Here is a 21,672-nt window from a genome sequence, read left to right on the forward strand (position 1 = left end):
AAAAAAACTTTTCAATTAGACAAAAAAAAGCTATGATAAACAAGACAATAAATAGAAAGAGGAACAACATGAAGAAAAAGTTAAGTCTAGTCTTAGTAGCACTTATTATGGTTGTAAGTATGGCTGCTTGTAGTAACGCTACCAAAAAAAATGCCACTACCGAGTCTTCTGTTTCCGTTGCGAAGGGTTTACGTGAAAAACCTTATGCGAACGAAGAATTTTTATTAGGAACGTATGTCCGTATTCGTGTTTACGATGAAGGAAAAGAAGAAGCGTTAGCACCTGCCTTTGAACGCATTGCAGAATTAGGAGATAAAATTACGATTAATCAATCTGGTTCAGAGGTCGATGCAATCAATGAACAAGCGGGAATTGCACCTGTCACTGTGTCAGATGATATTTACGACTTGTTAAAACATGCGTATGAATATAGTGTAGAGTCAAATGGAGGCTATAATCTGGCGATTGGAGCGATTACGCAATTGTGGCGAATCGGATTTGATGATGCGCGAAAACCTGAACAATCAGAAATTGATGAAGCATTGAAGCATATTGATTATCATAAAGTTACTTTCAATGATGCAGATAAATCTGTGTATCTGGAAGAAAAAGGGATGATTATTGATTTAGGTGCAATTGCTAAAGGGTACATTGCCGATGAAGCAGCAAAAGTGTTGAAAAAAAATGGTGTAACATCCGCAATTGTTGATTTAGGGGGCAATATTTTAGTTGTTGGTCACAGTTGGCGTGGAGAAAATGAAGATTGGAATGTCGGCATTCAAGATCCTAATAACGCGCGTGGAACAATTTTAGGCTCAATCAAAGAAAGCGACAAAACGATTGTTACTTCAGGAATTTATGAACGTTACTTAGAAGTAGATGGTGAAAAATACCATCATATTTTTGATTCTAAGACAGGGTATCCCTATGATAATGATATTGCTAGTGCAACTGTTATTACGGAAAAATCCATTGATGGTGATGGTTTGACGACAGTTATTTTTGATAAAGGTGTCAAAGCAGGTCTGGAATATATTGAACAAAATACACCAAAAGGCACGGATGCTATTTTTGTTACCAAAGAAGGTAGAGTATACGTGACTGATGACATTAAGGACACTTTTAAGTTAGATAAAGATTCTGGCTATACAATGGGTGACCGCAGCGAACTTAAATAGCAATCTAGGAGGAAAAAATGTCACTGAAGAATTTTTTAGAAGTTGTTGAGATCCGTACAAAAGTTGCGAGTCTTTTTCCATTTCTTATAGGGGTGCTGTATTCATTAGCACATTTTAATGAATTTCATGGGTTTTATACGGTGTTATTTTTCATCGGCATGTTAACTTTTGATATGACTACTACTGCGATTAACAATTATATGGACTTTAAAAAAGCGCAATCGGAAACGTATAAATATGAACAAAACGTGATCGGTCGTGAACGAATCTCTCCAGCATTGATTCGTAAAATGATCTTAATTATGTTAGGCATTTCAGCGATTATTGGGTTATTGTTAAGTATGATGACTGGTTGGCTGTTTTTAATTATGGGTGGCGTAGTTTGTTTGGTTGGAATTTTCTATACATTTGGTCCAATCCCTGTTTCACGCATGCCTTTAGGCGAAATTGCTAGTGGTTTAACGATGGGCTTAGGCTTATTTGCGATGACGGTTTATTTGAATACAGTGAATCAACGCGTGTTTTACCTAGATATTAGTTTTAAAAATAACAGTTTTTCCTTAGCTGGCCAATTCTGGGGCATCTTGGCAATTTTTGTAGCTTCTTTACCTTTAGTTTTTACGATTGCAAATATTATGTTGGCAAATAATTTACGTGATTTAGAAACGGATATCGAAAATAATCGCTATACATTGGTGTATTACATTGGTCGTAAAAAAGGCGTCCAACTTTTTCAAGTAATGATGTATGCTTGTTATGCTACGATTTTATTAGGGTTTTTATTTTGGGTATTCCGTTGGCCAATCTTAATTGTGTTTATTAGCTTGCCAAAAATTCGTCGCAACTTGATGAGTTTCCAAGAAACATTGCCACATCCTAAAAGCTTTGGCTATGCTATTCAAAATATGGTATTGTTTAATGCCAGCTATGCATTAGCATTACTATTGAGTTTACTTTTTTAGAGTAGACGCTTGAATAAAGGTATGCTATACTTTAAAAAAATTGAATATAGAAACATTTGGGGTGCTGTATAGCTGAGATTATACCCATTGAACCTGAAACAGTTAATACTGGCGCAGGGAAATGTGTTTATTATTGTGATGAGTGCCTGACTAAGTTTATTTAGTCAGGTTTTTTATTTGCATGATCTGTCGATGAGCAGGACTCCTTTTGCTTCTATTTTAGAATGAAAGGAGTCTTTTTTATGCAAAAATGGTCATTGCAACAAGTAGTTTTGCTTGCGCTTTTAGCGTTTTTATTTGGTGGGGTATTTATGGGGGCGGGTGTACTGTATTCATTATTAAATGCTGTATTAACGCCTTTGGGGCTTAGTCCGTTTGCCAATGAAATATTATTTGGATTATGGACGATGGCAGCACCAGTCGCTGGAATTTTAGTGCCCAAAAAAGGAAGTGCAACGTTAGGAGAACTATTAGCAGCTTTAGCTGAAATGCTTTATGGTTCTTATTTTGGTCCAGGTGTTTTATTATCTGGTCTGATTCAAGGTTTTGGAACGGAACTAGGATTTATACTGACAAAATATCAACGTTATGACAAAGTTACTTTATTTTATGGAGCGATTGGTACTACCGTCTTAAGTTTTATCTTTGAATTTTTCAAATTTGGTTATGGAACATATGGCTTAGGAATGGTCATGGCGTTGTTAGCCGTTCGTTTTGTTTCAGTGGTCTTTTTTGGCGTATTTCTAGTCACACAGATTATGAAAATCTATCAAAAAATTCAAAATGCTAAGGTGTCTGTTTCATGATTGAATTGAAAGAAGTTACTTTTCAGCAGCAACAACAAGTGATTTTTGATCATTTGTCATTTAAATTTCCAAAGCATCAATTTACATTGATTACAGGAGACAGTGGTAGTGGTAAATCAACATTATTTCGATTGATTGCTGGTTTTGCTCAACTGCCATATACGGGAGAAATTTTGTTAAATAATAAAAATTTAACAACTGCTTCGATGAAAGAAAAAGCTCAAGCAGTTGGGATGGTTTTTCAAAATCCCAGTCAGCAATTCACCATGCGAACACTGCGTAAAGAAATCATTTTTGCATTAGAAAATTTAGGTTTGCCTGTTTCTGAAATTGATTGGCGAATGAAGCAGGCATTAGAACTAGGCGAGACAGCGCATCTTGCTGATAGAGAGCTGAATCAATTATCTGGAGGCGAGCAGCAACGAGCTGCATTAACAGTCATTTTAGCCATTGATGCACCTATTTTATTATTGGATGAACCCTTTGCTAGCATTGATCCTGAATCACGATTGCATTTCATTCAAAAATTAAAACAATTACGTACTCAAGGAAAAACAATTATTTTGAGTGATCATGAGTGGTTAGGTTATCAAGGGGTTGTTGACCAAGTCGTTGAATTGAAAGAGGGCGCATTGCATTTGTGTTCTCTCGATAAATTAGATCAAGGGACTCCGAATTTTCGTCTGAGTCAATCAGAATGTAACATGCCCTCGTTTTTTGACTTAGAAAAAGTGCAAATACAACGAAATAAACAATTGTTGCTTGATACAAGTTGGCAATTAAATAAAGGGATTACAACTTTAACAGGCGCTAATGGTGCTGGGAAGACCTCATTATTAAAAGCTATGTCGCAATTAGAAAAATATCGGGGAAAAATGTTTTTGAATGGTAAAAAGTTAAGAAGAAAAAGACAACTTTATCAAAGCATGTCATTAGCTGTACAAGATGCATCCAAACAATTTGTAACAGTAACAGTTCAAGAAGAATTGTCTTTTAGTGACCATCAAAATTTAGAGATTCGTGCAAAACAACAAGCTGCATTAGCCTTTTTTACTATTAAACCTACGCAGAGTCTGTTTCATTTAAGTGAAGGGCAAAAGAAAATTGTACAATTGATTAGTATGTTGAGTCTGAATTTAGATTTTCTATTGTTAGATGAACCCTTTGTTGGTTTGGATCAAAAAGCATGCACATACTTTGTGGAATGGATACAAGAACAATCCGTGCAACAGGATTTTTTAATTGTGACACATCGACTAGCACCGTTAGCTGACATTAGTCATCATCACATTGTATTAAAAAATCAGACATTACAAGTAGGTGAATATTCATGAAAAAAACCAATGCGTTAACTATGACATTATTTATTCTTGTTTTGACACTTGAAATTTCTTTTACAAGAACAGTTGCCTTGAATGTTTTTTTGATTGGATTAGCTGGATTGTTTTTCTTATATCGAAGAAAATGGGTTAGTTTCATCCTTTTGGTCGTGCTCCCTTTAATTCCAGCACTTTCCACCTATTGGTCAGTCATACTGAATGGAAATGGTAGTGAAGATGCAATCTTGTTATTGACACGAACTTACGCATTTGCAGCATTAGGCTTATCGTTTGCCGTAGGCGTAGACTTAGAAGAGTTATTATTAGTTATAGAGCAAAAAGGTGTTGCGCCAAACTTCATTTACGGTTTATTAGTGGTGGTACATGCCGTACCTGCTATCAAAAAGGAAGTACGTGCCCTACAAGAAGCCAGTTTATTGAGAGGCAAAAGACTTTATTTTTGGTCACCCATGTTATATATAAAAACAATTTTCCTTGCTTTTTCTTGGCGTGATCAATACACCGAAGCGATGTACTCACATGGGTATGATGAAATGGGAATAAGAACGCATCACCAACAATATGTTACTTCTTATAGTGGTGTGGTGATATTTAGTTGCTTATTTTTTATTGGAAATATATCGTTGTTTTTTTTATAAAAATTTAGGAGGAATGAAAGATGTTTACCGCGTTAGCAAGAGAAAAAGCCAATCCGTATTGGGAAGGAAGCTTTAGCCATCCCTTTATTCAACAATTACAAGCAGGAACTTTAGCACCAGAAGTCTTTCGTTATTATTTGATTCAAGATCGTTATTATTTAGAGCATTTCGGCAAATTATATCAATTAATTGGGGAACAATCGGAACGATCAGAAGTAAAAGAATTAATGAAAACCAATGCAGAACATCTGGCGTTAGGGGAAGTGGCTATTCGCAAGAGCTTCTTTGCAGAATTAGGAATTACAGATGAGGAAATTCAGAATACAGAGATTGCTCCAACGGCATATCACTATGTTTCGCATATGTATCGCCAATTAATTGAAGGCACACCCAACATTGCTGTAGCAGGCATGCTGCCATGTGCTTGGTTGTATCAAGAAATTGGGACACGCTTGATTGAAAAAGGCTCACCTCATGCGTTATATCAACGTTGGATTGAAACATATGCAGGTGAGGAATCTCAGGAAGCCATTCAAGTGGAACGAAATTTATTGGATCAGTTATATAGTGAAAGTACGCCAGTCGAACAAGAGCAAATGCTAGCAGCTTTTGTCATTAGTAGTCAGATGGAATACGCTTTTTGGGAGATGGCACAAACTTTAGAAACGTGGCATTAAAAAATTTTTATAAGAATAAAACGCAAACCCATGCTGTCAACTAGCGAGTGTTTGCGTTTCGTTCTGCTTGCGCTTGGCTGTTAATCAATTGATTGCAGACTAATTTCACCAGAAGATAGTACTCTCATACCCTCTGAAGTTAAAACCAATAATTCGCCAGTATCAGAGATTGCTTTAGCGACACCACTATAAGTTATCCCTTGCTGAACAAAGGTGACGATTTTGTTTAAAACAAACGATTTTTCACGATAAACGTTGAGATAACTATTGTCAGGCAACCCTTCAAGTAATTCAAAGAAATTTTGCCAAATTAGTTTGATTAATTGATTTCTAGAAACCGGTACTGCTCCATTCGGAAAAAGTGAACTGGCTTTTTTTTCTAAACCATCTGGAAATGTTTCTGGTGGAATAGAAAAATTAATTCCCATTCCTAAAACGACATGTGAGATACGTCCAGTTTCAAAGTCGCTGGTAGCTTCTGATAAAATACCACAAATCTTTTTGCCATCTAAATAAATATCATTGACCCATTTAATATCTGTCTTGCGGCCAGTAACTTCATCGATTGCTAATGAGACCGCAACAGCGGCCAACAAGGTATACTGAGGTAATTCTTCAAAAGATTGGTTTGGATTTAATAAAAGGCTCATATAAATTTGCCCACGTGGACAAAAGAATGGTCGGCCAAAACGACCATGTCCGCCAGTTTGCGTTTCAGCAAGATATAAAGCTGGAGTGTTTTGCTGTTCCATTGCCCCTAATTTAGCGTCTTTCATTGTCGATTCTGTTTCATCCATTAATAGGATATTTTCTAATCGTAAATCATTGGTTGCAATATTATCAGCTTCCAAAACATCAGAAGGCAAATATTGATAGCCATTCGCATGGCGCTCAATTTGATAGCCCATTTTTTCTAATTCGCGCACAGCTTTCCAAATGGCAGTACGTGAAACGCCAATTTCTTGCGCTAATTTTTCACCTGAAAGGACCGCGTTGTTTTTACGTAATAATGCAAGCACTTTTTGTTTTGTATTCATCAAGAAGGATCTCCTCTCATCATTGTTTTAACTATCTAAAATGTTTACGGAAAATTTTAATGGTTAATAAATTATTCGCATAGATAATATCCGCCTGATCAATCATTGCTCCTAACAAGTAATAGTCCTCTTCTTCATGATGTGATTGTGAACCACCTAAAAGTTCATCATAGTAATTTTCAAAGCTCAAGTCACGAGGCGTGTTGAGCATTTCCAAAAAGTCATAAATATCTTCAGGAAGTTCTTGGCATTGACCTTGGATTTTTGCATGGAAGCCTTCTTTGGGAAAATCTAATTCAATCGACAGTTGTTTAATATCATGAGAAAAGAAATACATTAGTAGTTCATCGACAATCCGTCTAGATTTTTCTTTTTCCAGCATGTTTTTTTCCTCTCTTTACTTGGGTTATTGTATCCAACAACGGTACCATAAAAGCGGCAACAAAACCACAAGAAAATCCATTATTGTACAAATTTAGACCACCATGTAAATAGGCAACATTTGAAACGAGCGTCATATGGAAAAAGCCTGCTATAACACCATAGATAGCGCCATAATAACCACTGATTGGCGCTAAACTCGTTCCGAAAATGGCAGTCAATAACACTGTAAATGTTTCACGTGAAAACTCTGGTGATAATTTGGAGGCTAAGACGACGCCGATTAAAATAGGCAAGCTATTGCGCCAGTGATTCCCAAATGCGCTAAAACCAACGGCCGTTAAAATACCACCAATTAACGGACCTGAGAGTTCACCACCCATAACAAAAATAAAGCCAAGCATTAAAAAGCCCATTAATGCCATATTTATGAATGTTGCTCCGACTTCTGCGATAACGATAAAGTCAGTAACAAGTTTTCCAGAGGAAGCAAAAATGGCACGCATACCTTTAAATGAGCGGTGATTTAATAAGTAACCCAAAATAAAAAGTAAAGTAAATAAGGTAAATAGAAAAACAGCTGATTTGCTATGATATTCTGTTGACAACAGTTTAGGGATTGCAATGTCACCGCCGAATAAGCGGAAAGCACTAGTTACAAACATGGCGACAATTCCTGAAGTAAAACCGACATTATATAAAGAAAATCCTTGATGAAATTGTAGAAATTGTGAAGCTAGTGGAGGCAATAAGAAACCTACTAAAATTCCTACAGTATAGCCTAATAAAATACCAAGTGGTAAGGGTAAGCCGGTACCAAATGTCAAATAACTAATAACTGGCGAGGAAGAACTACCAAATAATGCAACCAACAAAAACTGTGAATAAGGTTTACGTACTGTTTTAGCATATAAGTATACACCAATAATAATTGGTAATGAGTTATACAAATTTTTACCAAAAAAAGAGAACCCAGAAACTGTAAAAAAGGCAGCGATTAATGGACCGCTCACAGTTACCCCACGTGATTTCACTAATAAAATACTGGCTAATGTTAAAATACCGCTATTAAAAAAAGCACTTCCGAAGTTTCCTACTGCAAAGTAATCTGTTAACAAATTACTAGGAGATGTAAAAATATAGAGGGTACCTTTCCATAAGTCTTGCGGTGTTTCGCTACAAACGCCAATTGCTATTAACAATAGACTATACGCTATTAGTAACCGATATTTGAGCACTTGTGAGTTTAAATTATTTAGTTTGTTGCGTGTATGTAACGTAATTGTTTTGTTTTCCATAATTCACTTCCTACCATTCTATAATTCTAGGTAACTATACAGTGATTTTTTTCTGAAAGTCAATTTTGAAAACTGTATGCAAATTCTCAAGGGTTAGACCTTGACGAAAATTTACGGAGTGTGTATAATAAGTAGTTGCAAAAACTATCTGAAAAGAAATGAGCAGGAACGAAATATTGTCCGTTTCGGCTTAGTAATAAGGAAACAAAAATAGAACTTCAAAAAAAGAAGCACATCTATTTTTGGTTTTTTTTTGCTTAAAAGCCGCAAAAAATGTTCAGTGTTACGTAATTTTAATATTTGTAACACAAATGCAATTATCGGATAGGTATTTTGAAAGAATTTTTAGAGGGGTGAAGAACTTGGCTGGACACGTAGTAAAATACGGAAAGCATCGCGAACGTAGAAGTTTCGCACGTATCAGTGAAGTATTGGAATTACCGAATTTGATTGAAATTCAAACAGATTCTTACCAATGGTTCTTAGATGAAGGACTAAGAGAAATGTTTGAAGACATCTTGCCAATCGATGACTTTAATGGAAACCTGTCCTTGGAATTTGTAGATTATGAGTTGAAAACACCAAAGTATACGGTAGAAGAAGCACGTGCACATGATGCAAACTACTCTGCACCGTTACATGTGACATTGCGTTTGACAAACCGCGAAACTGGCGAAATCAAAGCGCAAGAAGTATTCTTTGGAGACTTCCCGTTAATGACAGAACAAGGAACATTCATTATCAACGGAGCAGAACGTGTTATTGTATCTCAATTAGTACGTTCACCTGGTGTGTATTTCCATGGGAAAGTAGACAAAAACGGAAAAGAAGGTTTTGGTTCAACTGTTATTCCTAACCGTGGTGCATGGTTAGAAATGGAAACAGATGCCAAAGATATTTCTTATGTACGTATTGACCGCACACGTAAAATTCCATTGACAGTATTGGTTCGTGCCTTAGGTTTTGGTTCTGATGATACAATTTTTGAAATTTTCGGTGATAGCGAATCATTACGTAACACAATTGAAAAAGACTTGCATAAAAACGCAAGCGATTCTCGTACAGAAGAAGGCTTAAAAGATATTTATGAGCGTCTTCGTCCAGGAGAACCAAAAACAGCAGATAGTTCTCGTAACTTATTAAATGCTCGTTTCTTTGATCCACGCCGCTATGATTTAGCTGCAGTTGGTCGTTACAAAGTGAATAAAAAATTAGACTTGAAAACTCGTTTGTTGAATCAGACATTAGCTGAAACATTGGTTGATCCTGAAACAGGTGAAATCATTGTTGAAAAGGGTACAGTTTTAACTCATCAAGTAATGGATAATACATTAGGAACTTACCTAGATAACGGGTTGAACTCTGTTACTTATTATCCATCAGAAGACGGTGTGGTAACTGATCCGATGACCGTTCAAGTCATTAAAGTATTTGCTCCAAAAGATCCAGAACGTGAAGTGAATGTCATTGGTAATGCGTATCCTGATACAGAAGTACGTACGGTTCGTCCTGCGGATATCATTGCTTCAATGAGTTATTTCTTTAACTTAATGGAAGGTATTGGTAATGTTGATGATATCGACCACTTAGGAAATCGTCGTATTCGTTCGGTTGGGGAGTTATTACAAAATCAATTCCGTATCGGTTTAGCACGTATGGAGCGTGTTGTACGTGAACGTATGTCTATTCAAGATACTGAAACATTAACACCACAACAATTAATCAATATCCGTCCTGTGGTTGCAAGTATCAAAGAATTCTTTGGTTCTTCTCAGTTATCACAGTTCATGGATCAAACAAATCCATTAGGTGAATTAACACATAAACGTCGTCTATCAGCCTTAGGACCTGGTGGTTTGACTCGTGACCGTGCCGGTTATGAAGTTCGAGACGTTCACTATTCTCACTATGGTCGTATGTGTCCAATTGAGACACCTGAGGGACCGAATATCGGTTTGATTAACAGTTTGGCTTCTTATGCGAAAGTGAATAAATACGGATTTATTGAAACACCTTACCGTCGTGTGGATCGCGAAACAGGTACAGTAACAAAACATATTGATTACCTAACAGCTGACATCGAGGATCATTACGTAGTAGCCCAAGCAAATAGCCCATTAAACGATGATGGTTCATTTAAAAATGATTTAGTTATGGCGCGTGCGACAAGTGAAAACTTAGAAGTATCAATTGATAAAGTTGATTACATGGACGTATCTCCAAAACAAGTAGTTGCTGTAGCGACAGCATGTATTCCTTTCTTGGAAAATGATGACTCCAACCGTGCTTTGATGGGTGCCAACATGCAGCGTCAAGCAGTACCATTGATTAATCCTCAAGCTCCTTGGGTAGGAACTGGTATGGAATACAAGTCAGCCCATGACTCAGGTGCGGCTTTGTTATGTAAACATGATGGTGTTGTCGAATATGTAGATGCATCAGAAGTACGCGTTCGTCGCGACAACGGTGCCTTAGACACGTATACAGTCACAAAATTCCGTCGTTCTAACTCTGGAACAAGCTACAATCAACGTCCATTAGTTTCTTTAGGCGAAAAAGTGGATGCAGGGGATATCTTAGCTGACGGACCATCTATGGAAAGCGGCGAAATGGCATTAGGTCAAAACGTGTTAGTTGCTTTCATGACATGGGAAGGTTACAACTATGAGGATGCTGTTATCATGAGTCGTCGTCTAGTAAAAGACGATGTCTATACTTCTGTCCACATTGAAGAATATGAATCAGAAGCTCGTGATACAAAATTAGGACCTGAAGAAATTACTCGCGAAATTCCTAACGTTGGGGAAGATGCATTAAAAGACTTAGACGAAATGGGTATTATCCGTATCGGTGCTGAAGTGCAAGATGGCGACTTATTAGTAGGTAAAGTCACTCCTAAAGGGGTAACCGAATTATCTGCAGAAGAACGTTTATTACACGCAATCTTCGGTGAAAAAGCACGTGAAGTACGCGATACTTCATTACGTGTTCCTCACGGCGGTGGCGGTATTGTTCATGATGTTAAAATCTTTACCCGTGAAGCCGGGGATGAATTATCTCCAGGCGTGAACATGTTAGTTCGTGTTTATATCGTTCAAAAACGTAAAATTCACGAAGGAGATAAAATGGCGGGTCGTCATGGTAACAAAGGGGTTGTCTCTCGCATTATGCCTGAAGAAGACATGCCGTTCTTACCAGATGGCACACCAGTCGACATCATGTTGAATCCATTAGGGGTACCATCTCGTATGAACATTGGACAAGTATTGGAATTACACTTAGGGATGGCCGCACGTCAATTAGGCATCCATGTAGCAACTCCAGTATTCGATGGAGCATCAGATGATGACGTATGGGAAACAGTTCGTGAAGCAGGCATGGCCCGCGATGCGAAAACTGTTTTATATGATGGACGTACTGGTGAACCATTTGATGGACGTATCTCTGTTGGTGTTATGTACATGATTAAACTTGCTCACATGGTTGATGATAAACTTCATGCTCGTTCAATTGGACCTTACTCATTGGTTACACAACAACCTCTTGGTGGTAAAGCTCAATTCGGTGGACAACGTTTTGGAGAGATGGAAGTTTGGGCGCTGGAGGCTTATGGTGCAGCGTATACCTTACAAGAAATCTTGACATACAAATCAGATGACGTTGTTGGTCGTGTGAAAACATACGAAGCTATCGTTAAAGGTGAACCAATTCCAAAACCAGGTGTACCGGAATCATTCCGCGTATTAGTAAAAGAATTACAATCACTTGGTTTAGACATGCGTGTATTAGATATCGAAGATCAAGAAATCGAATTACGCGACATGGATGATGAAGATGATGATTTAATCACAGTTGATGCGTTAACGAAATTTGCGGAACAACAAAATGCCCGTGAAGCTGAGAAAAACGCACAAAGCGGAGTAGAAGTAAAACCGGCTGATGAAGAAAATTCACCAGTTGATGCTCCATTAGATTAGACAGTAAGACAAGATTTTAAAAATAGGCTTAGAATTAGAGGAGTTGTAAATTCTCTAATTCTAGCGTATTTTATCAAGATTTGTTCGTCTGTTTTGTAGCCATTAAATGAAATGGAGGGAACCCCTTTTGATCGATGTAAATAAATTCGAAAGTATGCAAATAGGTTTGGCTTCTCCCGAAAAAATCAGAAGCTGGTCTTACGGTGAAGTAAAAAAACCTGAGACTATTAACTATCGTACATTAAAACCTGAACGTGAAGGGTTATTTGACGAGCGTATTTTCGGTCCTACAAAAGACTGGGAGTGTGCATGTGGTAAATACAAACGTATCCGTTATAAAGGGATTGTTTGTGACCGTTGTGGCGTAGAAGTAACACGCTCAAAAGTTCGTCGTGAACGTATGGGCCATATTGAGTTAGCTGCTCCAGTTTCTCACATTTGGTATTTCAAAGGTATTCCATCACGTATGGGTCTTGTTTTAGACATGAGTCCTCGTGCATTGGAAGAAATCATTTATTTTGCTTCTTACGTAGTAATTGAACCTGGAAATACAAGCTTAGAGAAAAAACAATTATTAACAGAACGTGAATACCGCGAAAAACGTGATCAATACGGTCAAGAATTTACAGCTGAGATGGGTGCAGATGCCATCAAGAAATTGTTAGATTCTGTTGACTTAGATGGCGAAGTTGCTGAATTAAAAGAAGAATTAAAAACAGCTTCTGGACAAAAACGTACACGCGCAATTCGTCGTTTAGATATTTTAGAAGCGTTCCGTGCTTCAGGAAACAAACCAAGTTGGATGGTTATGGATGTTATTCCAGTAATTCCGCCTGATTTGCGTCCGATGGTTCAATTAGAAGGTGGTCGTTTTGCGACTTCTGATTTGAACGATTTATATCGTCGTGTGATTAACCGTAATAATCGTTTGAAACGTTTATTAGACTTAAATGCACCAAATATCATTGTTCAAAATGAAAAACGTATGTTACAAGAAGCAGTAGATGCTTTGATTGATAATGGTCGCCGTGGCCGTCCAGTAACAGGACCAGGTAATCGTCCATTGAAATCTCTTTCTCATATGTTAAAAGGGAAACAAGGTCGTTTCCGTCAAAACTTATTAGGTAAACGTGTAGACTATTCTGGTCGTTCCGTTATCGTCGTAGGTCCTTTCTTAAAGATGTACCAATGTGGTCTTCCAAAAGAAATGGCTATCGAATTATTTAAACCGTTTGTTATGCGTGAGTTGGTTCAACGTGAACTAGCGTCAAACATTAAAAATGCAAAACGTAAAATTGAACGTGGCGAAGATGATGTTTGGGACGTGTTAGAAGACGTTATTAGAGAACATCCAGTTCTTTTGAACCGCGCACCTACTTTGCATAGATTAGGTATCCAAGCCTTTGAACCAGTTTTAGTTGAAGGTCGTGCTATTCGCTTGCATCCACTTGTGTGTGAAGCTTACAATGCCGATTTCGATGGAGACCAAATGGCGGTTCACGTACCATTAAATGAAGAAGCACAAGCAGAAGCACGTATGTTAATGCTTGCAGCACAAAACATTTTGAATCCAAAAGATGGTAAACCAGTTGTTACGCCATCTCAAGATATGGTCTTGGGGAACTATTACCTAACAATGGAAGAAGACGGACGCGAAGGCGAAGGTATGATCTTCCGTGATATGGATGAAGCAGTAACTGCATGGCGTAATGGTTACGTTCATTTACACTCTCGTATTGCGGTAAATCCAAATACATTGGGTGACAAACCATTTACAGCAGAACAAAAATCTCGCTTGATGGTGACAACAGTTGGTAAAGTAATCTTTAACTCAATTATGCCACCAGAATTTCCTTACTTGAACGAACCAACTGACTTTAACTTGACTGTTCAAACACCAGACAAGTACTTTGTGGAAGCCGGAACCGATATTCCAGCATTTATCAAAGAACAAGAATTAGTTGGACCATTCAAGAAGAAAAACTTAGGAAATATTATCGCTGAAGTCTTCAAACGTTTCCGTGTTACAGAAACCTCTCGTATGTTGGACCGTATGAAGGACTTAGGTTATAAACATTCAACACATGCTGGTATCACTGTTGGTATTGCAGATATCATGGTTTTACATGAAAAACATGATATTATCGAAAATGCCCATAAACAAGTTGAATCAATTACCAAACAATTCCGTCGTGGATTAATCACAGATGAGGAACGTTATGAACGCGTAATTAGCGTTTGGAATGCTGCCAAAGATGCTATTCAGCTAAAACTGATGGAATCATTAGATGCGAAAAACCCAATCTTCATGATGTCAGACTCTGGAGCCCGTGGTAATATCTCCAACTTTACACAGCTTGCTGGTATGCGTGGTTTGATGGCTGCTCCGAGTGGTAAAATCATGGAATTGCCAATCATTTCAAACTTCCGTGAAGGGTTAACTGTCTTGGAAATGTTTATTTCTACCCATGGTGCACGTAAAGGAATGACCGATACTGCCTTGAAAACAGCCGATTCAGGTTACTTGACTCGTCGTTTGGTAGATGTAGCCCAAGATGTTATTATCCGTGAAGATGACTGTGGTACTGACCGTGGTATTAACATCCGCTCAATCCGCGAAGGAAATGAAATTATTGAGTCTCTTGAAGAACGTTTATTAGGACGTTATACTCGTAAATCAGTAATCCATCCTGAAACAGGTGCGTCATTGATTGGACCAAACGAATTAATTACTGAAGATATCGCAAGACAAATCATTGATGCTGGTATCGAAGAAGTAGCAATTCGTTCAGTATTTACATGTAATACAAAACATGGTGTATGTAAACATTGTTATGGTCGTAACTTAGCGACTGGTAACGAAGTTGAAGTGGGAGAAGCAGTTGGTACAATCGCCGCTCAATCAATCGGGGAACCTGGTACACAATTAACAATGCGTACGTTCCATACCGGTGGGGTTGCCGGAGATGATATCACACAAGGTCTTCCTCGTATCCAAGAAATTTTCGAAGCCCGTAATCCGAAAGGGCAAGCGGTCATCACCGAAGTAACTGGTGAGGTTGTCGATATTTCTGAAGATGCGTCAACACGTACGAAAGAAGTAACTATCAAAGGTGAAACTGATACACGTACGTATGTTGTTCCATTTACTGCACGTATGAAAGTAGCGCAAGGCGATACGATTAATCGTGGTGAACCATTGACAGAAGGATCAATTGAACCAAAACACTTGCTACAAGTTAGCGATGTGCTTTCAGTAGAAAACTATCTATTACGTGAAGTACAACGTGTTTACCGTATGCAAGGGGTAGAAATTGGAGATAAACATATCGAAGTAATGGTTCGTCAAATGTTACGTAAAGTTCGTGTAATGGATCCAGGTGATAGTGATATTTTACCAGGTACATTAATGGACATTTCTGACTTTAAAGACCGCAACTACGATACAATTGTCGCTGGTGGTGTACCTGCTACTTCTCGCCCAGTCTTGCTAGGTATCACGAAAGCTTCATTGGAAACAAACAGCTTCTTATCTGCTGCTTCATTCCAAGAAACAACTCGTGTATTAACTGATGCTGCAATCCGTGGGAAGAAAGATCCACTTCTAGGCTTGAAAGAAAATGTTATCATCGGTAAGATCATTCCAGCTGGTACTGGTATGCCTCGTTACCGCAACATGGAGCCCAAAGAAGTAACCGTTGCAAGTGAAAATGTTTATAGCATTTCAGACATCGAAGCACAAATGGCTGCTGAAGATGCATTGAATGAATTTAAATAAAACTCAAAAAATCTCTTACTTTTTAAAGTAGGAGGTTTTTTATTTTAAAATGGTAACCGTTCTTTAATTATTGTATGATAGAGAGGATAACAAAAGATTGGAAGGAGGAAAAAAATGCCAACAATGAATGATGTGGCAAAGTTAGCGGGAGTTTCACGTGGAACGGTTTCTAATTATATTAATGGTGTCAAAGTAAAAGAAGCTTCACAAAAAAAGATTCAATCAGCCATCGAGGAACTGGACTATATTCCTAATGTCACGGCTAGAGAATTAAAAATGAATCGTTCAAATGTCGTTGTTTTTATTCTTCCAACTACACATACGCCTTTTTTTGCAGAACTAACTCATGAGATACAACAAGCATTAAAAAAAGAAAAGTTTAAAATGTTACTATGTAATTCAAATAATGAAATTAAAGAAGAATTGGAATATATCCAAATGGGTAAAGAGCAAAAAGTTGCCGGTGTCATCACAATCTCTTATTCAGATTTAGCTCCTTATCTGACGACTGATTTACCGATTGTATCTATTGAAAAACGGATTGCCCCTAATATACCCTGTGTTTCTTCTGATAATTATAAAGGTGGGGAACTAGCAGCAAAAAAACTTGTTGAAAAAGGTTCAAAAAACCTGTTGTTAGTGACACGTAATACTAAAAAAACAGCCTTTAATTATGGTGAAAGAGCGCAAGGTTTTGCTGATTATTGTCAAGAGAATCATATTGCGTATACAGTATTTCAATCAATGAATCATGAAGATAAGTTTTATCCGGAATTAAAACAATTTTTAATAGAAACATATAAGGAAACCTGTGTTTACGATGGAATATTTGCGGTTGCCGATCAATATGCAGACTTTTGTTTAAGCACTCTACAGATGTTGGACTATCCGATACCAGCGGCAATTCAAATTATTGGTTTCGATGGAGGAAAAATGTATCCACAGCAAGAGCGGTTTATTTCATCTATTCGTCAACCAGTTCAACAAATTGCACAAAACTGTATTAAAGCATTAAAACAAATTTTCAATAATGATGTTATCAATGCACAAGAAACTATCTTTTTGCCAGTTGAGTACTTAGAAGGAAAAACAACTCGAAAATAAAATATAAAAAAGCCTTTACAGAAAAGGCTTTTTTGTGTATATTATTAGAGAAATGGAACGTTCCAAATATATTTCGATATATTTGGATATATTTGCTAGTAAAAATGGAACGTTCCAAAAAACAGGAGGAAAGTTATGAAAAAATTTGTAATAGCTACACATGCGAAAATGGCACAAGGATTACAAAGTACTTTAGAGTTATTTGCAGGTACTGATTTAGATATTACTTACATGACTGCTTATGTGGAGGATGTACCTGATATTGAAGAACAAATTGCTGTTTTTTTTGACAATTTGAAAAATGACGACCAAGCGGTAATTTTTACAGATATGTTTGGTGGTAGTGTTAATCAAAAAATGACTATTGCTGCACAAAACAGGGAAAACGTTTTTATTATAGCAGGCTTCAATTTACCTGTGATTATTGAAGTTATATATGGTGCAGAATTTTATACACGCGAAATTATTCAGCAACTTGTTATAAATGGTCAAACAGCAATGCAAGTAGTTGAAACTGGACTTACTAAAAATGAGAGTGCGCCAGTGGTTGAAGAAGTTGAAAATACAGTAGATACAGTAGAAAAGGAAGTAGTTGAACTAGCTCCTTCAAAGTTTGAAGGAATAATACCAACCACTTTACGTGTAGATGAACGATTAATACATGGACAAATTGCAATGGTTTGGTCCCGTGAATTGAATTTACATGGAATTTTAGTTGCAAATGACGAAGTAGCTAAAAATGAAACACAGCAAATGGCGTTAAAAATGGCTGTTCCATCAGGAATTAATGTCTTAATTCGTTCAGTTGATGATGCAGTAGCAGTTTTAAACGATTCTAGGGCACAAACACGGCGAATTTTGGTGCTAGTTCGAACTGTGGCAGACGCCTTACGAGTCGCAGAAAAAGTACCAAATATGACATATATCAATATTGGAAACGTAGGTAAAGCCGTTGAAGGCAATAAAAAAACACTAACTCAATTTGTCATGTTAACAGAGGATGAACTTGCTAAATTAGGCGAATTAGTCAAAATTTATCCAGAAACGGCTCTACAAAATGTTCCTTCAGATAAAAAAGAGTTAGCCACATCATTTGTGAAATAAAGGAGAGAAAATTATGTTATTGGAAGCAATTATTGTAGCACTTGTCGTTTTCTTAACCGTGGGCGGACAAGAACTTTTAGGATTTACGATGTTGGGACGCCCAATTGTTATTGGTCCTTTATTAGGTTTATTGCTTGGAGATATTCAAACAGGTTTATTAATAGGTGCAGCCTTGGAAACAATCTTCATGGGTGTGATTAATATTGGTGGAGCGAGTTCAGCAGAACCAGGTTTGGCAGCAGCCTTAGCAACGGCTTTTGCTATTAACATGAATGCTGGAGTAGAAGTAGCGATTCCAATCGCTGTGCCCTTGGGTATTATTGGCTTACAAGTAAAAACATTATTGTATGTTGCTGTAGTTGGTCCATTTGCTACGAAATTTGATACGATGGCACAAGAAGGAAACGCTAGAGGAATTGCCCGTCTGCACTTTGGGTTATGGGCGTTGCAATGGTTTATTTACTCATTAATTCCATTTTTTGCTATTTTATTTGGATCAAAAGCAACACAAACTGTTTTAGAACAAATCCCTGAAGTGATTGTACATGGATTAAGCATTGCTGGAAATTTATTGCCTGCTGTCGGAATGGCAATGTTATTGAAAATTTTATGGGATAGTAAAGTAGCTGTTTATTACTTCTTAGGCTTTGTATTAATTGCTTATTTCCAAACGCCACTGATTGCTGTAGCTGTACTTGCATTGATTGTAGCTATTGTGAGTGCCAGTCGCGATTTAGATTTAAAACAAATCAAACAACAATTGACTAGTGTACCAACGGGAAACGCATCTACAAAAAGCAAGACTGAAATTGAAGTAGATGAATTTTTCAAATAAGGAGGAACAATAAAATGACGAAACAAACGCAAGCAACCATTAGTGAAAAAAAATTATTAAAACAACTATACTGGCGTTCTTTTACACTTTATTCAGCAGTAACACCTTCTAAACAAGGTGCGTCAGGTTTTTCTTATGCGATGCAGCCATTTTTAGATGTCTTTTATAAAGGGAATGAACAAAGTAGAAAAGAAGCAATGGTTCGTCAAATGTCTTATTTTAATACGAATATTGCAATGTATCCTTTTGTTTTAGGAATTGTTGCTTCAATGGAAAAAGAAAATAGTGAAAAAGAAGATTTTAATGCAGAATCGATTAATGCAATTAAAACAAGTCTAATGGGACCTTTGGCAGGAATCGGTGATTCTGTTTTCTGGGGCGTTCTACGTACATTATCTGCTGGAATTGCTGTAGGTTTAGCGCAAGCTGGCAATGTGTTTGCACCGATTGTTTTCTTACTGCTATTCAATGTACCTGTCCAAATTTTACGTTGGAAGGGTGGTCAATTAGGTTACTCGTTAGGATCAGCCTATATTTCTAGTCTCTATGAAAATGGTCTAATTAATATATTAACAAAAGCTGCTAGTATTGTCGGTCTAGCAATGGTCGGCGCTATGACTAGCCAGATGGTCAATTTAGACATTAAATGGAATATGATGATGGACGGGGAAGTTGTGATGAACACCCAAGAAATGCTAGATCAAATTTTTGTAGGTTTGATTCCATTATTAATTACGTTATTTAGTTTTTATTTGATGAAAAAGAAAAATGTCTCTATTAACTATTTAATTTTTGGCATTATTATTTTAGGAATTGTATTATCTGTTTTAGGTATTGCTTAAAGGTTGAAAGGAGATAGAAGATGCGAGACACATGGTGGAAAGAAGCAGTTATTTACCAAGTTTATCCTAAAAGTTTTAACGATACGAATAACGATGGTATCGGGGATTTAAAAGGGATAGAAGAAAAACTGCCTTATTTAAAAGAATTGGGAATTGATGCGATTTGGATTAGTCCAGTATACCTTTCGCCTCAAATTGATAATGGCTATGACATTGCAGATTATTATCAAATTGATCCAATGTTTGGCTCAAACGAGGATATGGATACTTTAATTGCAGCAGCTCATGAATTAGGTATTAAGATTATTATGGATTTTGTTGCCAACCATACATCCGATCAGTGTGTTTGGTTTCAAGAAAGTCGTAAATCAAAAGATAATCCATACAGTGATTTTTATATTTGGAAAGATGCTGGACCAGATGGCAAAGAACCAAATAACTGGGGATCTAGTTTTGGCGGCTCTGCTTGGACATGGGATGACGCACGTCAACAATATTACCTACATTATTATGCAAAAGAACAACCGGATTTGAACTGGGAAAATCCTAAAGTCCGAGAAACTATTTACGAAATGATGCATTATTGGAAGCAAAAAGGAATAGATGGTTGGCGTATGGATGTTATTACATCTATTTCCAAAGATTTAGACTTTCCAGATAATGACATTCCATTCTCAAAATCTAATCAACATAATGGACCAAGAATGCATGAATTTATTCATGAAATGAATCAACAGGTCTTAACTCCATTAGATATGATGAGCGTTGGAGAGGCACCTGCAGCGAAAGCTTCAGATGCACATTTGTTAGTAGATCCTAAACGAGAAGAATTGGATATGGTATTTACTTTTGAACATATGCACATCGATCGTAAAAAAGCAGATATCAACGGTCGTTGGGCGTTACAGGCACCTGATTTTGTTTCGTTAAAACGTATCATGAGTGATTGGCAAATAAATTTGCGAGACCGTGGATGGAATGCTTTGTATTTTGAAAATCATGATCGGGCACGAGTGATTTCTCGATGGGGCAATGATACTGATTATCGATATGAGTCAGCTACGGCTTTTGCTACCATTTTGCATGGTATGCAAGGTACGCCATATGTGTATCAAGGAGAAGAAATTGGGATGACGAATCCTCAATTTGAACTTGAAGAATATGTTGATATTGAACTTCGTGGTAATTATGAACATTTTGTTTTAGACCAAAAAACGATTTCTAAAGAAGATTTTTTAAGTGCTGTGCATAAGGTTAGCCGAGATAACGCACGAACACCGATGCAATGGAATGACGAAAAAAATGCTGGTTTCTCTACGAATGAACCGTGGTTTAAAGTAAATCCAAATTATAAAGAAATTAATGTCGAAGCGGATTTACAATCAGAAAAATCTATTTTTAATTACTATAAACAATTGATTGCCTTGCGTCATCAAGAGGCAATTTTGAAGGATGGCACCTATGAATTGCTTTTACCAGAACATCCTGCAATATTTGCATATAGACGTCAATTAAATAATCAGACATGGATTGTACTTGCTAACTTGTCGAATCAAATTCAAGATATTTCGGAAATTTTTAGCAAAGAGTATCGTTTTATTATTCAAAATACACCACGTAACACGATTCATCAGGAACTACAACCTTATGAAAGTTTTATCATTGAACAAATAAGTGAATAACTAAGTAAGAGAATCATGCTTTTATAAAAGCAT

At 37.0% G+C, this 21,672-nt stretch carries 16 protein-coding genes and 1 riboswitch; of the genes, 13 read left to right on the forward strand and 3 right to left on the reverse strand.

The window, feature by feature from the left end:
• Positions 1–68 precede the first annotated feature (68 nt).
• The 6 genes from AC4BC5_RS07625 to tenA all read left to right on the forward strand — a co-directional run bounded on the left by AC4BC5_RS07625 (position 69) and on the right by tenA (position 5,601).
• Positions 69–1,178, forward strand: a complete 1,110-nt coding sequence (locus AC4BC5_RS07625) for an FAD:protein FMN transferase (RefSeq protein ID WP_490494830.1) — start codon at positions 69–71, stop codon at positions 1,176–1,178.
• A gap of 17 nt (positions 1,179–1,195) precedes the next feature.
• Complete coding sequence (menA, locus tag AC4BC5_RS07630; RefSeq protein WP_490494832.1) at positions 1,196–2,140, forward strand: 1,4-dihydroxy-2-naphthoate polyprenyltransferase; 945 nt, start codon at positions 1,196–1,198, stop codon at positions 2,138–2,140.
• Positions 2,141–2,187: 47 nt separating this feature from the next.
• A riboswitch (TPP riboswitch) is annotated at positions 2,188–2,277 on the forward strand.
• A gap of 105 nt (positions 2,278–2,382) precedes the next feature.
• Positions 2,383–2,946: an ECF transporter S component gene (locus AC4BC5_RS07635; RefSeq protein ID WP_490494834.1), complete on the forward strand. Its 564-nt coding sequence runs from the start codon at positions 2,383–2,385 to the stop codon at positions 2,944–2,946.
• Positions 2,943–4,280, forward strand: a complete 1,338-nt coding sequence (locus AC4BC5_RS07640; RefSeq protein WP_490494836.1) for an ABC transporter ATP-binding protein — start codon at positions 2,943–2,945, stop codon at positions 4,278–4,280. Before AC4BC5_RS07635 ends, AC4BC5_RS07640 begins: the two co-directional genes overlap by 4 nt.
• Positions 4,271–4,924: an energy-coupling factor transporter transmembrane component T gene (locus tag AC4BC5_RS07645; protein WP_490497523.1), complete on the forward strand. Its 654-nt coding sequence runs from the start codon at positions 4,271–4,273 to the stop codon at positions 4,922–4,924. Before AC4BC5_RS07640 ends, AC4BC5_RS07645 begins: the two co-directional genes overlap by 10 nt.
• 20 nt (positions 4,925–4,944) lie before the next feature.
• The gene (gene tenA, locus AC4BC5_RS07650; RefSeq protein WP_490494838.1) at positions 4,945–5,601 is read left to right on the forward strand and encodes a thiaminase II; all 657 of its coding nucleotides are present in this window, start codon (positions 4,945–4,947) and stop codon (positions 5,599–5,601) included.
• Between the two features lie 80 nt (positions 5,602–5,681).
• Here tenA and AC4BC5_RS07655 read toward each other — a convergent pair whose 3' ends face one another.
• Genes AC4BC5_RS07655 through AC4BC5_RS07665 form a run of 3 tightly spaced genes read right to left on the reverse strand, consistent with a single transcriptional unit; the run spans position 5,682 to position 8,317 of the window.
• Positions 5,682–6,638, reverse strand: coding sequence for a biotin--[acetyl-CoA-carboxylase] ligase (locus tag AC4BC5_RS07655; RefSeq protein WP_490494840.1), 957 nt, complete (start codon positions 6,636–6,638; stop codon positions 5,682–5,684).
• Positions 6,639–6,669: 31 nt separating this feature from the next.
• Positions 6,670–7,020, reverse strand: a complete 351-nt coding sequence (locus AC4BC5_RS07660) for a hypothetical protein (RefSeq protein ID WP_490494842.1) — start codon at positions 7,018–7,020, stop codon at positions 6,670–6,672.
• Positions 6,998–8,317, reverse strand: a complete 1,320-nt coding sequence (locus AC4BC5_RS07665) for a DUF1576 domain-containing protein (protein WP_490494843.1) — start codon at positions 8,315–8,317, stop codon at positions 6,998–7,000. The genes AC4BC5_RS07660 and AC4BC5_RS07665 overlap by 23 nt, the downstream gene beginning before the upstream one ends.
• A gap of 362 nt (positions 8,318–8,679) precedes the next feature.
• Between AC4BC5_RS07665 and rpoB the strand changes: the two genes are divergently transcribed.
• The 7 genes from rpoB (at position 8,680) to AC4BC5_RS07700 (ending at position 21,639) form a co-directional block, all read left to right on the forward strand.
• A complete protein-coding gene (gene rpoB / locus AC4BC5_RS07670; RefSeq protein ID WP_490494844.1) occupies positions 8,680–12,294 on the forward strand; it encodes a DNA-directed RNA polymerase subunit beta in 3,615 nt (1,204 codons plus the stop codon).
• Positions 12,295–12,421: 127 nt separating this feature from the next.
• Positions 12,422–16,072: a DNA-directed RNA polymerase subunit beta' gene (gene rpoC, locus AC4BC5_RS07675; RefSeq protein ID WP_490494846.1), complete on the forward strand. Its 3,651-nt coding sequence runs from the start codon at positions 12,422–12,424 to the stop codon at positions 16,070–16,072.
• A gap of 114 nt (positions 16,073–16,186) precedes the next feature.
• Entirely contained in the window at positions 16,187–17,176 is a 990-nt protein-coding gene (locus AC4BC5_RS07680) for a LacI family DNA-binding transcriptional regulator (RefSeq protein WP_490494848.1), read from the forward strand.
• Positions 17,177–17,311: 135 nt separating this feature from the next.
• On the forward strand, positions 17,312–18,280 hold the full coding sequence (locus AC4BC5_RS07685; protein ID WP_490494849.1) for a PTS sugar transporter subunit IIAB: 969 nt from the start codon (positions 17,312–17,314) through the stop codon (positions 18,278–18,280).
• A gap of 13 nt (positions 18,281–18,293) precedes the next feature.
• Entirely contained in the window at positions 18,294–19,115 is an 822-nt protein-coding gene (locus tag AC4BC5_RS07690; RefSeq protein ID WP_490494851.1) for a PTS mannose/fructose/sorbose/N-acetylgalactosamine transporter subunit IIC, read from the forward strand.
• A gap of 14 nt (positions 19,116–19,129) precedes the next feature.
• Positions 19,130–19,957: a PTS system mannose/fructose/sorbose family transporter subunit IID gene (locus tag AC4BC5_RS07695; RefSeq protein WP_490494853.1), complete on the forward strand. Its 828-nt coding sequence runs from the start codon at positions 19,130–19,132 to the stop codon at positions 19,955–19,957.
• A gap of 20 nt (positions 19,958–19,977) precedes the next feature.
• On the forward strand, positions 19,978–21,639 hold the full coding sequence (locus tag AC4BC5_RS07700; RefSeq protein WP_490494854.1) for a glycoside hydrolase family 13 protein: 1,662 nt from the start codon (positions 19,978–19,980) through the stop codon (positions 21,637–21,639).
• Positions 21,640–21,672: the final 33 nt, after the last annotated feature.

Source organism: Enterococcus sp. AMC2644, from assembly GCF_058216475.1.

What these genes read in the sequence shown, in the direction of transcription:
- AC4BC5_RS07625 (WP_490494830.1), top strand. Translation starts at nt 69, where the DNA reads ATGAAGAAAAAGTTAAGTCTAGTCTTAGTAGCACTTATTATGGTTGTA.
- menA (WP_490494832.1), top strand. Translation starts at nt 1,196, where the DNA reads ATGTCACTGAAGAATTTTTTAGAAGTTGTTGAGATCCGTACAAAAGTT.
- AC4BC5_RS07635 (WP_490494834.1), top strand. Translation starts at nt 2,383, where the DNA reads ATGCAAAAATGGTCATTGCAACAAGTAGTTTTGCTTGCGCTTTTAGCG.
- AC4BC5_RS07640 (WP_490494836.1), top strand. Translation starts at nt 2,943, where the DNA reads ATGATTGAATTGAAAGAAGTTACTTTTCAGCAGCAACAACAAGTGATT.
- tenA (WP_490494838.1), top strand. Translation starts at nt 4,945, where the DNA reads ATGTTTACCGCGTTAGCAAGAGAAAAAGCCAATCCGTATTGGGAAGGA.
- AC4BC5_RS07655 (WP_490494840.1), bottom strand. Translation starts at nt 6,638, where the DNA reads ATGAATACAAAACAAAAAGTGCTTGCATTATTACGTAAAAACAACGCG.
- AC4BC5_RS07660 (WP_490494842.1), bottom strand. Translation starts at nt 7,020, where the DNA reads ATGCTGGAAAAAGAAAAATCTAGACGGATTGTCGATGAACTACTAATG.
- AC4BC5_RS07665 (WP_490494843.1), bottom strand. Translation starts at nt 8,317, where the DNA reads ATGGAAAACAAAACAATTACGTTACATACACGCAACAAACTAAATAAT.
- AC4BC5_RS07680 (WP_490494848.1), top strand. Translation starts at nt 16,187, where the DNA reads ATGCCAACAATGAATGATGTGGCAAAGTTAGCGGGAGTTTCACGTGGA.
- AC4BC5_RS07685 (WP_490494849.1), top strand. Translation starts at nt 17,312, where the DNA reads ATGAAAAAATTTGTAATAGCTACACATGCGAAAATGGCACAAGGATTA.
- AC4BC5_RS07690 (WP_490494851.1), top strand. Translation starts at nt 18,294, where the DNA reads ATGTTATTGGAAGCAATTATTGTAGCACTTGTCGTTTTCTTAACCGTG.
- AC4BC5_RS07695 (WP_490494853.1), top strand. Translation starts at nt 19,130, where the DNA reads ATGACGAAACAAACGCAAGCAACCATTAGTGAAAAAAAATTATTAAAA.
- AC4BC5_RS07700 (WP_490494854.1), top strand. Translation starts at nt 19,978, where the DNA reads ATGCGAGACACATGGTGGAAAGAAGCAGTTATTTACCAAGTTTATCCT.